The organism is Pseudoxanthomonas sp. CCNWLY206-1, assembly GCF_039710385.1.
GTDB lineage: Bacteria > Pseudomonadota > Gammaproteobacteria > Xanthomonadales > Xanthomonadaceae > Pseudoxanthomonas_A.
Window position 1 is genome coordinate 278,583 of the sequence record NZ_JBDKXI010000004.1, and the last position, 14,234, is coordinate 292,816.

A 14,234-nucleotide genomic window follows, 5' to 3' on the forward strand; every position below is an offset into this window, starting at 1 on the left:
CGAAATCACTACTACATTCAGCTAATCATCACGCCATCTCTTTACATTTTGTTTACAACTCTTAGTTCGGTCACCGGAAGGACCAGCGTCGGTGGCCAACCATTTCACCCACCAGGAGAGAGAGATGAAGTTGAAGCTACGGAAATCGCGGATGGCGCTCGCCATTCATTGCAGTCTTTTGCTTGCTTTGCCCAGCATCGCCTTGGGGCAGGACACACCGCCGGACCCCACGACGCTCGATGCCGTCACCGTCACGGGTAGCCGCATCAAGCGCTCTGAAATCGAGGGGCGTGTGCCTGTCCAGACGCTGAGCCGCGAAGACATCGACCGCACAGGCATGACCTCGATCGGCGAGATCCTGCAGGAGCTGACCGGTTCGGGTTCGGCGCTCAACACCAAGTTCAATTCGTCGGGCAATTTCGGCTTCTCCCCAAATGGCGACGGCGTGGGTGCGGGTTCGGCGCAAGTAGACCTGCGGAACCTGGGACCAAAACGCGTGCTGGTACTGGTGGACGGCATGCGTTGGGTCAATGAATCTTCGGCATCTGGCGTCAGCGCGGCGGTGGACCTCAACACCATCCCGCTTGCGCTGGTGGAGCGTATCGAGGTCCTGGAGGATGGCGCTTCCTCGCTGTACGGTTCCGACGCGATTGCCGGTGTCGTGAACATCATCACTCGCCGCAACTTCGAGGGCGGCCAGGTCACACTCAACTACGGGCAATACGACAAGGGCGACGGTCAGATATCTGGTGCCGACATTGCCTGGGGCACCACTACCGATCGCAGCAATTTGTTCCTGAGCTTGAGCTACACCAAACAGGATGAAGTCCGTTCGTCCGATCGCAGGATCTCGGCCATTCCAATCCAGGGCGGCAGTTCGCGCATTCCCGGTGGACGCTTCGCTTTCACTGATCCCAACGGAAACGAGTACGACCTGACCACCAACGCGGGCCTGACCAACCCGACCTATACGCCCAACCTGCCGGACTGCGAATCGGGCACGCCGCGTACCGACGGTTTCCACTGTTTCGATTTCGCCAACGATGCGTACAACTACGCACCCTTCAATCTTCTGATCACGCCTTCCGAGCGCATGGGCGTATACGGCCAGTACCGCTTCCAATTCACTGAGCAGACCGAGTTCTACGTCAAGGCGCTGTTCAATCGGCGCGAGTCCACCAATCAGGCTGCGCCGGAACCGATCGATCTCGGCCCGGGCGCCGGTACCGCCTATACCGCGAACGTCTTCATTCCCGCCAACCATCCCTACAATCCGTTTGGTTTCGATCTCGTAGGCGGCGAGGGCGGGAACATCGGAACCATCCGCCGTCGCCCCTCCGAAGGCGGACCGCGCATCTTCGAACAGCAAGTGGACACGCAGTATTTCGCGGCCGGACTGGAAGGTTCGTTCGGAGGCGAGCGTCAGTTCTATTGGGACGTCAATGCGGCCTACAGCAAGAACGAGGCTGATCAGACCAACCGCGGCAGCTACAACGCGCGCAATATCTCCATTGCATTGGGTGACCCGGCTGTGTGCGCGGCAACGCCGGGCTGCACGCCGCTGGACATTTTTGGCTTCAACACCATGACGCCTGAGATGCTCGCCTATATCAGCCCGCTGTTTCGCGACCGCAGCGAGCAAGAGCTGTCGCAGTTCACCGCCAACCTCAGTGGCAGTTTGTTCCCCACCTGGGCCGGCGATGTCGAATTCGCGACCGGCTACGAATACCGTAAGTACGAAGGTAGCTACAACCCAGATCCGCAAACTGTGGCCGGCGAATACAACGGCGTGCCGTCGGGTCCCACCTCCGGCAGCTACGACGTCAATGAAGTTTATGTGGAGTTGAACGTGCCGTTGTTTGCGCAGGAAGGCGGCAGCGGGAAGCTCGACCTGAGCCTGGCTGGGCGCTATTCCGATTATTCGACCTTTGGCGGCGAATTCACGCCGAAGTACGGCTTGCGTTGGCAGGTGGCTGAAGACCTGGTGTTGCGCGCCACCTATGCGGAAGGTTTCCGCGCACCGTCCATCGGTGAACTGTACGGCTCGCAAAGCCGCTTCGACGCGTTGTTGATCGATCCGTGCCTCGTGCCACCCAGTGCACCTCCGGGTTCGACCGCGCCGATCGCCTGCCCGGGTGTTCCCGCCGGTGCACGCCAGAACGACCCGCAGGTTCCGGTCTTGACCGGCGGCAATCCGGAGCTGCAGCCGGAGCGCGTGCGTAGCTTCAGCACCGGATTCGTCTTCAGCCCGTCGTTCGCTGCGGACACAAGTTGGTCGGACAAGCTGGACTTCGAGGTGACGTTCTACCGGCACGACCTGGAAGGCGCCATCCAGGCCATCGGCGCGCAAACGCAGCTTGACCTGTGCGCCACCACACAGTCGCCGCAGTACTGCACCGGCATCAACCGTTTGGCTTCGGGCGAGATCGACACCTTCGAGAATTTCCTCGTCAACCTGGGTTCTATCAAGACCGACGGCTGGGATGCGGACGTGTTCTGGACGCTGCCGGAAACCAATGCGGGCCGCTTCAAGCTGAGCTGGCAGAACACCTTCGTGACCCGTTACGAAGCGCGCGATGCCAGCGGACAACTACAAGCCCAGGGCCCGGGCGTCGTCGTCAACGACAGTGCCATTCCGGAGTGGACGTCCACCGCCACGCTGGACTGGAAACTCGGTAACTGGAACGCCGCCTGGAGCATTCGCCATCTCTCCGAGATGGAGGAAGCCTGCCTGGCCGCGGATCCGGCCGAGTTCTGCGATACGCCGACCAGCAACACCTTGGCCGCGACGACCTACCACGATGTGCAATTGGGATACGAATTCGACTGGTTGAAAGGTCTGCAACTCACCGCAGGCGTGAACAACCTGTTTGAGGAAGATCCCCCGGTGTGCACCTCATGTTCGCTCAATGGCTATGAAGCCTCCACCTACGATATTCCGGGTGGCCGCTTCTTCTATGTGCGGGCGAATCTGCGGTTTTGAAATAAGTTAATGCAGTAGAGAAAAAGCCGGCCTGATGGCCGGCTTTTTCTTGGGGTCGGCGTGCAAGTCGCCACCAAATTTTTCTGAGACCTCCGTGTTGATCGTCAACCGTCTTTGTGGGAGCGACGTAAGTCGCGACGTTGATGATTCCGGTCGCGACTTACCGCGGTGGCATGCCACCACCACTCCCGCAAAGAAATGATCCGCGCGTTTGTAGAGCCGAGCTTGCTCGGCTGCTCTTCGGTCCGTGCTCATGAAGTGTGAAATGCAGAATCAAAAGCAGTGGAGCAAGCTCCGCTCTACACGAGTAGCGCCTTCAGGCGAGCGGCTAGTCGCTATCACTTGCCGTTGCGACCGCTTCACTATCACTGACTCGATGCCATCGCGGAGCGTGGACGCGTCAGGCATCAACGCAACGCGGCCGCCGGAACGTCGATACTCAACGCGAGCGCCAAATGATCGGAATTGGCGGCCGGTAAGGCGCGTGTTCCATCGATGCCTAGATCGGCACTGACCAGGATGTGGTCGATGGCGCGCTGCGGGCGCCAGCTGGGAAACGTGGGAATGTTGATCTTAGGCGGCTGCAGGCGCGTGCGCTTGTACAGCACTTCCATTTCCGGCGTATCGGGCATGCAGTTGAAATCGCCCATCAGGACCGCATGGGGATGATCCGATAGTAGTTCTGCAATGAAGGCCAGCTGCGCGCGGCGTGAGGTCGCACCCAGGGAGAGATGCGCCACCGCCACGGTCAAGCCTTCGCGGCCATCACCGAAGCGCGCCAGTAAAACGCCGCGGCCGCTGATGCGGCCGGGCAGTGAATGGTCGGCGACTTCCACCGGTTCGAGTTTGCTCAGCAGGCCATTGGCGCTGGAAGCCACGCGCCCGACGCTGCGATTGGGCTGGTGGCTCCAGTAATCGAAGCCGGCGCGCTCGGCCAGATAATGAGTCTGGTTGGTGAAGCCCGAGCGCAGGCTGCCGGGGTCGGCTTCCTGCAGGCCGACGATGTCGTGCTCGCCGGCCAGCTGTGCGATGACGTCCAGACTGCCGCGCTTGTTGCCCGTGGGCAGCGCATGCGACCAGCTGCGGGTCACGTAGTCGCTGTAGCGACGGGTACTGGAGCCAGCCTGGATATTGGCGCTGAGCAGCCGCAGGCGTCGCTGGTCGGGCGTCGTGGTCATCGCAAGGCGAGGGAGGAAAGGGGCGCCCCTTTACTTGGCCGCGCGCTCCATGGCAATCAGGTGATCGGCGATGCGCAGCACATCGGCGTAGCTGTTGCCGCCCGTCACGCGGTATTTGCCGTTCACGATGATGGAGGGCGTGCCTTCGACACCGGTCTTCATGGCGAACTGCTTGGCCCGGTTGACCTGGGCATCGACGCCGAAGCTGTTCATCAGTGCCAGGAATTCTTTTTCATCGACGCCATAGCCAGCGTAGAAGGCAGCTACTTTGGCCGGATCAGCTGGTTGGCCTTCTCCAGGCAAACTGCGTTCCAAATGGATCTTGGTGAATACGGCATCGTGGGTCTTTTCCACCAGGCCCTTGCTTTCGGCCGCGTAGAACGCCTTGGCGTACGGCATCCATGCGGGGGCGAAGGCCACGGGCACGTAGGTCAGGCGGACGTCGGCCGGCAGCTTCTTCTTCCAGGCGGCGACGTCGGGAGCGAAACGAGCGCAGGCCGGACAGACGTAACCGAACACCTCCACCACCTCGATCTTGCCGTTCAAGGGCGCATACGGCTGACCGTTGGGGATTTCCACGTAATCCTTGCCGAGTACCGGCGCCGGGCCTTCAGGCGGTACGACCGGGGCGGAAGCAGTGGGTGCCGCGCCGTCGGCGGGAGTGCCCTGCGCGGCAGTGTCGCCAGCAGCAGCCGCGGGAGCGGCGGTGTCCGCCGTCGTGGCCGCGGTGCCTTCAGTCGCCGGTGCCGTTTCGGCCGACGGCGCGGACACGTTTTCGGATCCGTCATTCTTTCCGCCGCAGGCCGCCATCAACGGCAGCAGGACCAGCATCGTCAGTAAGGCACGGTATTTCATCGTTCGAACTCCAAAGGAGAGGGAAGGTGCCGCGACCGGCAAGCCGTCGTGGCCGAGGATTGGATTCTGCATGGGGGACCGATGTGGCGCCATGACGGGGTTCACTTGCCGGCGTTGCCGCCGCGGCTACGTTCCCGCGCGATCAGTTGATCCGCGATGCGCAGCATGCCGTCGTAGTTGCCACCGCCAGTCACCCGGTACTTGCCGTTGATGATGATGCTGGGCGTGCCTTCGACACCTGCAGCCGTGACAAAAGCGCGGGCGCGTTCCAGGCGCTGGTCCACGGCCGCGCCGTTCAGCGTATCGACGAACTTCTTGCTGTCCACGCCGTAGCCAGCGTAGAAGCTGGCAATCTCATCCGGCGTGGCGTTCTGGATGGGCAGGGCGCTGCGTTCGTGCAAGGCCTTGAACATATCGGCGTGCGTCTTGCCCAGGACACCCAACACCTCAGCGGCGTAGTAGGCGCGCGCGTAGGGAATCCAATAGCCGCCGAAGGCCGCCGGCACCGGAGTAAGGCGGACATACGAAGGCTGTTTGCGCTTCCACGCACTGATGATGGGCTCCAGATGAGCGCAATGGATGCAGGTGTAGCCGAAGACTTCCACCACCTCCACTTTGCCGTTGAGCGGCGCGAACGGCTTGCCATCGGGAATGACGACGTAATCCTTTCCTTCGACCGGTGCCGGAGCGGCGGCCGGGGCGGCGCCAGCAATCGCTGGCAGCAGAGCGAGCAACAGCAGAAGCAGGCGGGATTTCATGTGATTTCTCCAGGAACAAAAAAAGAAACGCCGGCCATGATCGGGCCGGCGTAATGAACAGGAGCCAGGGCTAGGACCTTACGTGACGGTGTAAGTTCCGCCGCCCGCTCGCTCAACCTTTCTTGGCGTTGCCAGCCTTGGCGACCGCCTCGTCATCGGCTCGGTCGTGCAGACCCTGCAGATAACTGGCCAGTGCCTGGATTTCCTGGTCGCTCAGCGGAGCGGCAACCTGGGCCATGATGTGGAAGAGCGCGGGATCTTTCTGAGTGGTCGTACCCGCCCGGTATTCCTGCAGGCGGCGCACGGTGTAGTCCTGCATCTGGCCACCAACATGCGGATAGGCCGGGCCGGGGTTGCCGGCACCCGCCGGACCGTGGCAGGCCAGGCAGGCCGGCACGCCGCGGGAAGCGTCGCCGCCGCGATAGAGCTTTTGGCCCACTTCGTAGAACTTCATGCCCTTGTAGGGACCATCGGCGATCACGCTGTCGTCGGACAGCCCCGCGCCGGCCTTCTGAGTGGCGAAATAGGCGCCCACGTCGCGCATGTCCTGCGCGCTCAGGGTCTTCGCGAACGGCGCCATCACAGCGGCCATCCCGGTATTGCGCTCGCCCGAGGCGAACAGGGCCAGCTGGTGAGCCATATAGCGTTCGCTCTGGCCGGCAATGCGCGGGTACTGCGGATCGGACGGATTGCCGTCCGCGCCGTGACAGGCGGCGCAGGCAGCGGCCTTGGTCTGGCCGGCCTTGGCGTCGCCCCAGGTGGTCTTGGTCAGATCGGTATCCAGCGGCGCGGATTCCACCGGCGCGTTATCCGGCACCGGAACGACGGTGGTTTGTGCAAATGCGACCGCACCGACAGCCACGATGGCCAGTCCGGCGAGTCCCATAACGCGAGCGTGGCGCATGCTAGAGCTCCGTGAACCAATGACAAAGCGGCACCGAATGGCAGCCGCGAAACCCGCGAATTATGGTCGCCAGGGGCCCATGGGGTCAATTGAAGACCGCCGACGGCAGGCCCACAGCCGTCGCAAAGCGGCCCGCCATGGCGCTGAGCGTGCCATCCTAGTGGGATGTCGAACCTCCTCAATAGCGCGCATTACCTGCTTTCGGCCCACAACACTCGGCAGTTGCCGGCCGACGGTGGGCACGAAGTCGCCTTCGCCGGCCGTTCCAATGCCGGCAAATCCAGTGCCCTGAATGCCCTGGCCAATCACAACGCGCTGGCACGTGTGTCGAAGACGCCCGGCCGTACCCAGCAGCTGGTCTTCTTTGAAGTGCGGCCCGAACGCTACCTGGTGGACCTGCCCGGCTACGGCTACGCCAAGGTGCCCCACGACCTGCAGGCGCACTGGCAAGCCTTCCTCGATCAGTACTTCCGCACCCGCGAGGCATTGAGAGGCCTGGTGGTGGTGATGGATATCCGCCACCCGCTGAAAGACTACGACCGCCAGATGCTCACCTACGCCGTCAAGCGCGGCCTGCCCGCGCATGCGCTGCTGACCAAGGCCGACAAGCTGGGCCGCGGCCAGCAGGGCAACACCATGCAGGCGGTGAAGAAGGAATTGTTCTCGGCGTTCGGCGACACCGTCAGCCTCCAGACGTTCTCCGCCGAATCCAAGCAGGGCGTGGAAGAAGCGCGGAAAGTGGTGGCGGATTGGCTGGAGCTGACACCAAAGACCGCAGCCGCCGACAGCAACACATAGGCAAGGTCCGAAAAATTACGTCGTGACCAGCAAAAACAAGTTGTTCGCCCTTTCATAAGGCGGGCTCAAGCCCGCCGAGTGGCGGCCACCAGATGGCTGTCCATGGAATACAGCAGCCTTTTGGCGGCAACGATGGCGCGCGGCCAAGCGGCTATAGTGCCGATCTTGCGGTGGGGGCGAGCCATCCCCACATCGGTCTACCCACTCACTGCGCGAGCCAGCCCTTGTCGAGCCCCAGCCACGTCGCCGATACGCCGATCACCCAACGCGCGCAATTGGTGGAATACATCGCCTCTGGCGAAAAGCCGGAATCCGATTGGCGCATTGGTACCGAGCACGAGAAATTCGGCTTCCAGCTGGATGACCTGCGTCCTCCCACTTTCGACGGCGAACGTGGCATCGAGGCGTTGCTGAAAGGGCTGACGCGTTTCGGTTGGGAAGCGGTCGAAGAGAACAATCGCGTCATCGCGCTATATAAAGAAGGCGCATCGGTCACGCTGGAACCGGCGGGCCAATTGGAGCTTTCCGGTGCGGCGGTGGAGGACATCCATCAGACCTGCAAGGAAGTCGGTACCCACCTGAAGGAAATGAAAGCCGTTGCCGATGAGTTGCAGCTCGGTTTTCTGGGCATGGGCTTTCAACCCAAGTGGCGCCGCGAAGACATGCCGTGGATGCCCAAGGGCCGTTACCAGATCATGAAAAGCTACATGCCCAAGGTCGGCAAGCTGGGCTTGGACATGATGACGCGCACATGCACCGTGCAGGTCAATCTGGATTACGCCACCGAAGCGGACATGATCAAGAAGTTCCGCGTGTCGTTGGCACTGCAGCCCATAGCGACGGCCCTGTTCGCCGATTCGCCTTTCACCGAAGGCAAGCCCAACGGTTATCAGAGCTATCGCTCGCATATCTGGACCGACACGGATCCGGACCGCACCGGCATGCTGGACTTCGTGTTCGAAGACGGCTTTGGCTACGAACGCTATGTCGACTACCTGCTCGATGTGCCGATGTATTTCAGCTATCGCGATGGCATCTATCACGACGCCAGCGGGCAGAGCTTCCGTGATTTCCTCAAAGGCGAACTGCCGGTTCTGCCAGGCGCATTGCCGACGCTACGCGACTGGTCCGATCACATGACCACCGCATTCCCGGAAGTCCGCATGAAAAAATTCCTGGAAATGCGCGGTGCCGACGGCGGCCCGTGGAATCGCCTCTGCGCACTGCCGGCGTTCTGGGTAGGTTTGTTGTATGACGATGCCGCGTTGGACGCCGCGTGGGACCTGGTCAAGGATTTCTCACGAGAAGAACGCCACGCCTTGCGCGACGGCGTGCCGCGGCAGGCGTTACGACTGCCCTTCCGCAATGGCACCGTCCGCGATCTGGCTGCGGAAGCAGTGAAGATCGCGATCGGGGGATTGCAGCGGCGCGCTCGCGTCAACAGCAAAGGCGTGGACGAAAGCGGATTCCTGGACGCACTGGTCGAGATCGTCGAAGCCAACGAAACGCCGGCCGAGCGCAAGCTCAAATTGTTCCATGGCGAATGGAACGGCGACATCGACCGCGTTTTCCGCGAGTTTGCTTACTGAATTTTTGGTTGCCGCATCGAACTCCTGCTTGGCGGGATTCCGAGCGTCAGTGCTACTACTTCACACCTCAGGGCTCAGGGGGATCCATGTCGTACGACTTGGTTGTCTACCTGCAACGCAGCAACATGCCTACACCGGCAGCATGGCATTCCTCCATTGTTGCCGCTGGCTTTCCGGTCACGCTGGACACGGATTTCGACGTCGGCGGGCCCACCGCTTCCGGTCTCGATGGTTATGTCTGCGAGAAGTGCGCGGAGTTCCTAGTCGCTCAGACCAAGGACTACGTTCGCGTGGCGGCTCTGCCTTGCGGCTACTGCGGCCGATCTCCGGCTTATGCAGCTGTTCGTGGGCGAGCCATTGTAGTCCCTGCGCTGTCAAAGGCCTTGCAGCGGCAAGGAACTGGTACAGCGATCGTCGCGATTCCATCTAGCGCGGTTGCTGCTGTTCGGTCGCGGATGAATTCAACAGCCGAGTATCAATGGCCACGCCGTCGTCTTCGGATTTACTCAGCGCCTCCAGCAGCAGGGATACCGCTGCCTCGATGCTTGGATCGCGACCGGCCGCCAGCATGTCCGGTCGATCGATTGCCTCGACATCCGGTACCACGCCTTCGTTCTCGATCACCCAACGCCCATCCAGGCCAAGGCTGCGGGCACTGGCTACCTGCACTTCGCCACCATCGGCAAGCTTGGGATTGCCGTCGACCGCGATGGTTCCGCCCCACGTACGAGTGCCGACCAATGGACCTAGTCCAAGCTGTCGGAAATAGTGGGCAAATGTGTCGCCACCGGATGCCGAATGGCCATTGATCAACATCGTCTTCGGTCCGACATGGGCAAGCTGAGGCGTGGACTGCAGGGGCTGGTCGCGGCGTCGCCAGTGCTTCATGGGTTGCCGTGCGAGGAGCTCGATCATGCGGTCGGGCACCAGGCCGCCGCCGTTGTAACGGTTGTCGATGATCAAAGCTTCCTTGTCGCCATAGGCTTGTATCCCCAACAGCAACGCGCCGTAACCGGATGCGCCCGTGTTGGCGACGTGGATGTAGCCGATGCGTCCATCGGACAATCGGTCGACCAGCGCACGCCGTTCGCGCACCCACGCAAGCTTGCGTAGACCATGTTCCGAAGTGATGGTCCGTAGCGTCACATCGCGTGCACCGACTTCGCTGGGCTTCGCATTGATGCGCAGGCGGACATGCTCGCCGCCCTTGCCCTGCAGCAGCTGGTAGATATTCGAGACGGCGCGGGTGTCTACGCCGTCGATGGAGAGAACGTAGTCTCCGTCGTTCGCCAGCCCTGCCAGCGGCGATCGAGTGCCCTCATGCCAAGGTTCGCTAGGAAAAATACGTGCGATACGAAAGTAGCCGGAGAGATCGGCCGTGATCTCTGCGCCGAGTAAGCCGCCATCGCGTCGCGGAACCTCGGGCTGGTCGCCTGACTCGACGTAGAGATGGCTGGCGTTGAGTTCGCCGACGAGCTGGTGCAGTACGTAATCGAGATCCGTCCGATGTGCGATCTGTTCTGCCCAAGGTGCATAATTCGTTCGCAACGCACGCCAGCGCGCCATGCCGCCGTGCATGTCGGGATCATAGAACCAGTCGCGCATGATGCGCCACGAATCGTCGAAGGATTGGCGCCACTCTCCGCGCGGCTGCAACAGGATATTGAGCCTTGAAAGATCGAGCGTGGAGGAGGAGAAGTCCTGCTGCGGCCGCGCCGCAATCAGCGCAAATGCATCGTCGCGGCGCACCAGCGCGCGACGACCGTCTCCGGAAAGCGCATAACCACCGATGCGTTCGGTGACGATCGCGTCCTGCGGGGCGCCGATGTCGATCATACGCAGGGTCGGCGCGCCGGCCTCGGCATCTTCTTCGCTTCCCGAGAGGAAGTACAAAGCTTCGCTGGTCGCACGCAACGTCCGGTAGTCGCCGGACGTCACTGGAAGTGCCTGCACGCGATCGGTCATCCCGGCGGGATCGATTTGAAATTCTCGGGCAATCCGAACGCGTGCAACAGGCGCGACTTTCGCATTCATCCAAGCCGGTGCGTCGACGGTCAGCCCGATCGCGTACACGCGGGTGGCGGCCGTCGGCACGAAATTCTCTTCGTAAGCGCTCATGGTCAGCCGTATGTCGCGCTTGGAGAGTACGTACAGCCATCGTCCCTCCGGATCGAAAGCCGGGCCGAATGCGCTGGTGGTCGGTTCGGTGGCGGCATGCCGTGAGCCGTCTTCGACCGAATACAGCCAGACCTGATCCAGCCGTGCGGCATTGCGCCGTGTGTACGCCAACCAACGACCGTCGGGCGACCAAGCGTGATCGGTCAGATCGGCGAAGTCGTCGCGATCCACTTCGCGACGCCGGCCTGTGGCGACTTCGACAATGTGCAGGCGACGCGAATGGTCGGCGTAGGCAAGCCATTTTCCGTCCGGCGACCAGGTCGGCATGAAGCGCCATACATTACCGCCCAGGGTCAGTTGCCTCACGGTGCGGTCGACTAGTGAACGTACGTAGAGTTCGTATTCACCGCTCGCATCGGAGAGATAGGCGATGTGTCGCCCATTGGGCGAAAGCGCCACACCATGCTCGCGTGCGGTCGCGGTGATGGTCAGGTTTTCGACCATGCCACTTGCGGTTTGCAGGTCCAGGACGTCGCCGCGCGCACCGAACACGACATGTTCGCCATGCGCGTCCAGCGCGAATGATTCGACGTGCTTCGCCACCGGCTTCGAGATTGCGGCCGCGTGGCGGAACGCATCAGGAACCTGGATCCGGATGCGCGTCGCCTGCCGGCTTGCCGGATCGAATCGCCAGAGCCAGCCATCGCGTTCGAAAACAATCGCGTCCCGGCCCGCGCTCGGCCAGAGCACATCCATGGTGTCGAAATGGGTGACCTGCTCGGGCTCGCCGCCTTCGACGGGCAACTGGTAGAGGTTCACGATTCCACCGCGATCGGAGGCGAAGTACACGGCGTCGTGGAGCCACATCGGCTGGGCGTCACTGGCGCGATGATCGGTGAGCCGCCGCGCGGTGCCGTGCCCCAGATCGTAGATCCACACGTCCGGCGCGCGTCCGCCGCGATAGCGCTTCCAACTGCGGAAATCACGGTCGATCGGCGTGTAGACATACTGCATGCCGTCCGGCGACAGCATGCCGCCGCCGGACTCCGGCATCGGCAATGGTCGCTCCATGCCACCCGCAACCGGCACCAGATACGGTCGAGCGTTGCGGTTGCCATGCGGGGTGCGGTTGGCCAGCACCAGCACGTGCTGCGCATCCGGCGCCCAGTCGAGCGCGCGGTAGTCGGTACCGCCACGAGGTGGCAGCGGGCCGGCATCGTTGTACCAGGTGAGTTGCTGCGGCTCGCCACCATCGGCCGGCATCACGAACACTTGCCGCGTGCCGTCGTATTCCGCCGAGAACGCGATCCGGCGGCAATCGGGGGAAAACTTCGGGTAAAGCTCCTGGCCTTGGTGCGACGTCAGCCGCCTGGCGATGCCGCCGGAGGCTGCGACGATGTGCAGATCCCCGGCCTGCACGAACGCCACGCGGTCGCCGCAGATGTCGGGGAAACGCAACAGACGCGTGTCGGCGGCGTGCGCGGCGAAGCTCCCGAACACGCATATCAAAAGAACACATATCAAAAGCACGCACATCGAAAGCAGCGCCCCGAACCGCTGCCGGGCGGAGGGCAGCCGACAGTGGTAAGCGCTTGCTGATCCAGTGGTGGCAGTCGCGGGTAGGCGCATGGAAACGTCGTGGGAATGGCGAGGACCGTCATCGTGGGCGGAATCCAGCCGTCCAGCTAGAACACCGTTCGCCGCGCAGCTGTGCGATAGACTCACAGCATGACCACCTTGCCGCCACTCGATGGCCTGACTGCCGTGCTCGCCGCGATCCGCGCCGGCTCCTTCACCGCTGCCGCCGACGAACTCGGTCTCACTCACGGCGCGGTTAGCCGCCGCATCCAATCGGTTGAGCGCTGGCTGGGCACGCCGCTGTTCGAACGCCATGCGCGCGGCGTGCGCGCCACGCCCGCCGGTCAGCGTTTCGCGCGGGAAGTCGAGCAGGCGCTGGCAACGATCAGTCAGTCGGCCGAGCACTGGCGGCCGCCGCGCGAGTTGGAAACCGTGCGGATCAGTGTGGTGCCTTCGTTCGCCAAGCTGTGGTTGCTACCACGGCTCCGCGCGCTGCAAGGCACGCCGCCCGAGCTGCGCATCGAGCTGTTGGTCGAGCATCGCCTGGCCAACTTGCAAGGCCGCGAGGCGGACCTGGCGATCCGCTACGGCGCAGGCGCTTGGCCGGGGCTGAGCACGCGTCTTCTCCTGCGCGAAACGCTATTTCCGGTGGCGGCGGCAGACATCGCGCGACGTCTCGGCCCACGGGCATCAGCCGAGCGGATCGCCCAGGAGCCGCTGCTGCATGACTCGGATACCACGCAGTGGCGTGCCTGGCTGCAGAGTTGCGGACAACGCTATCGTCCACGCGCGCGCGATCGGCGCTTCGAGGATTACGACCTTGTGCTGGCTGCCGCCGAGGCCGGTCTCGGCATCGCTCTATTGCGTGCGCCGCTCGCAGCTTCAGCGCTCGCTTCCGGGCGGCTGGTGCAACTCAACGACCATGTCATCCACAACAAAGCCAGCCATTGGATCGTCATCCGCGCCGATGAGGATCGGCCGGCGCTATTGCGCTTGGTGGAACGAATGTCTTCCGAGCTTGGCTAGCGTTGCCATGAGCGAAACGGTTCCGCAGGACCCGTATCCCAGCCGGCAATTCCGAGGAGGAGCCGGAGGATCCGTGCTGGATCAGGGAATCCCGCAACGCGCGCTGATGCACCGGCAGCTATACTATCCCCCAGTATAGGACGAGCACCTCGCATGCCCCACACACCCCAGGAAAAGAAGCGCGTACTGGCCCGCGTTCGCCGCATCAGGGGGCAGGCGGAAGCGTTGGAGCGCGCGCTGGAGGCCGGCACCGAATGCGGTGCGGTGCTGCAGCAGATAGCGGCCATCCGTGGCGCGGTGAATGGGTTGATGTCGGAAGTGATGGAGGCCCATATCCGCGAGGAATTCGGCCAGGCAGCACGCTCCAACGCCCAGCGGCAGGCCCGGGTGAAGGAAATGGCGGCTTTGGTTCGTTCCTATTTGAAATAACGCATCGGCGGTGCTCGT

General features: G+C 62.7%; 10 protein-coding genes. 5 read left to right on the forward strand and 5 right to left on the reverse strand.

The genetic code is table 11. The annotated features are described in order from the left end of the window. The first annotated feature begins 124 nt into the window (after nucleotides 1-124). The gene (locus tag AADW18_RS11605; protein ID WP_337343544.1) at nucleotides 125-2,983 is read left to right on the forward strand and encodes a TonB-dependent receptor; all 2,859 of its coding nucleotides are present in this window, start codon (nucleotides 125-127) and stop codon (nucleotides 2,981-2,983) included. A 407-nt stretch (nucleotides 2,984-3,390) separates the two neighbouring features. Here the strand turns inward: AADW18_RS11605 and AADW18_RS11610 are convergent, their stop codons facing one another. The 4 genes from AADW18_RS11610 to AADW18_RS11625 form a co-directional block, all read right to left on the reverse strand. Continuing rightward, entirely contained in the window at nucleotides 3,391-4,161 is a 771-nt protein-coding gene (locus AADW18_RS11610) for an endonuclease/exonuclease/phosphatase family protein (protein WP_337343545.1), read from the reverse strand. Between the two features lie 30 nt (nucleotides 4,162-4,191). Next, complete coding sequence (locus tag AADW18_RS11615; protein WP_337343546.1) at nucleotides 4,192-5,016, reverse strand: thiol:disulfide interchange protein DsbA/DsbL; 825 nt, start codon at nucleotides 5,014-5,016, stop codon at nucleotides 4,192-4,194. Nucleotides 5,017-5,117: 101 nt separating this feature from the next. Further along, nucleotides 5,118-5,774 carry a thiol:disulfide interchange protein DsbA/DsbL gene (locus AADW18_RS11620; protein WP_337343547.1) on the reverse strand — a complete coding sequence of 219 codons (657 nt, stop codon included), beginning with the start codon at nucleotides 5,772-5,774 and terminating at the stop codon, nucleotides 5,118-5,120. Nucleotides 5,775-5,886: 112 nt separating this feature from the next. Next, nucleotides 5,887-6,678: a c-type cytochrome gene (locus AADW18_RS11625; protein ID WP_337343548.1), complete on the reverse strand. Its 792-nt coding sequence runs from the start codon at nucleotides 6,676-6,678 to the stop codon at nucleotides 5,887-5,889. A 165-nt stretch (nucleotides 6,679-6,843) separates the two neighbouring features. On the opposite strand from AADW18_RS11625, the gene yihA reads away from it, so the two are divergent. Then, nucleotides 6,844-7,476, forward strand: coding sequence for a ribosome biogenesis GTP-binding protein YihA/YsxC (gene yihA, locus AADW18_RS11630; protein ID WP_337343549.1), 633 nt, complete (start codon nucleotides 6,844-6,846; stop codon nucleotides 7,474-7,476). Nucleotides 7,477-7,700: 224 nt separating this feature from the next. Next, complete coding sequence (locus tag AADW18_RS11635) at nucleotides 7,701-9,065, forward strand: glutamate--cysteine ligase (RefSeq protein WP_337343550.1); 1,365 nt, start codon at nucleotides 7,701-7,703, stop codon at nucleotides 9,063-9,065. 426 nt (nucleotides 9,066-9,491) lie between these two features. On the opposite strand, the gene AADW18_RS11640 is transcribed toward AADW18_RS11635, so the two are convergent. Then, nucleotides 9,492-12,683 carry a S41 family peptidase gene (locus tag AADW18_RS11640; RefSeq protein WP_337343551.1) on the reverse strand — a complete coding sequence of 1,064 codons (3,192 nt, stop codon included), beginning with the start codon at nucleotides 12,681-12,683 and terminating at the stop codon, nucleotides 9,492-9,494. A gap of 228 nt (nucleotides 12,684-12,911) precedes the next feature. Between AADW18_RS11640 and AADW18_RS11645 the strand changes: the two genes are divergently transcribed. Then, the gene (locus tag AADW18_RS11645; protein ID WP_337343552.1) at nucleotides 12,912-13,787 is read left to right on the forward strand and encodes a LysR substrate-binding domain-containing protein; all 876 of its coding nucleotides are present in this window, start codon (nucleotides 12,912-12,914) and stop codon (nucleotides 13,785-13,787) included. Between the two features lie 153 nt (nucleotides 13,788-13,940). Further along, nucleotides 13,941-14,216 carry a formaldehyde-responsive transcriptional repressor FrmR gene (frmR, locus tag AADW18_RS11650; RefSeq protein WP_337343553.1) on the forward strand — a complete coding sequence of 92 codons (276 nt, stop codon included), beginning with the start codon at nucleotides 13,941-13,943 and terminating at the stop codon, nucleotides 14,214-14,216. Nucleotides 14,217-14,234: the final 18 nt, after the last annotated feature.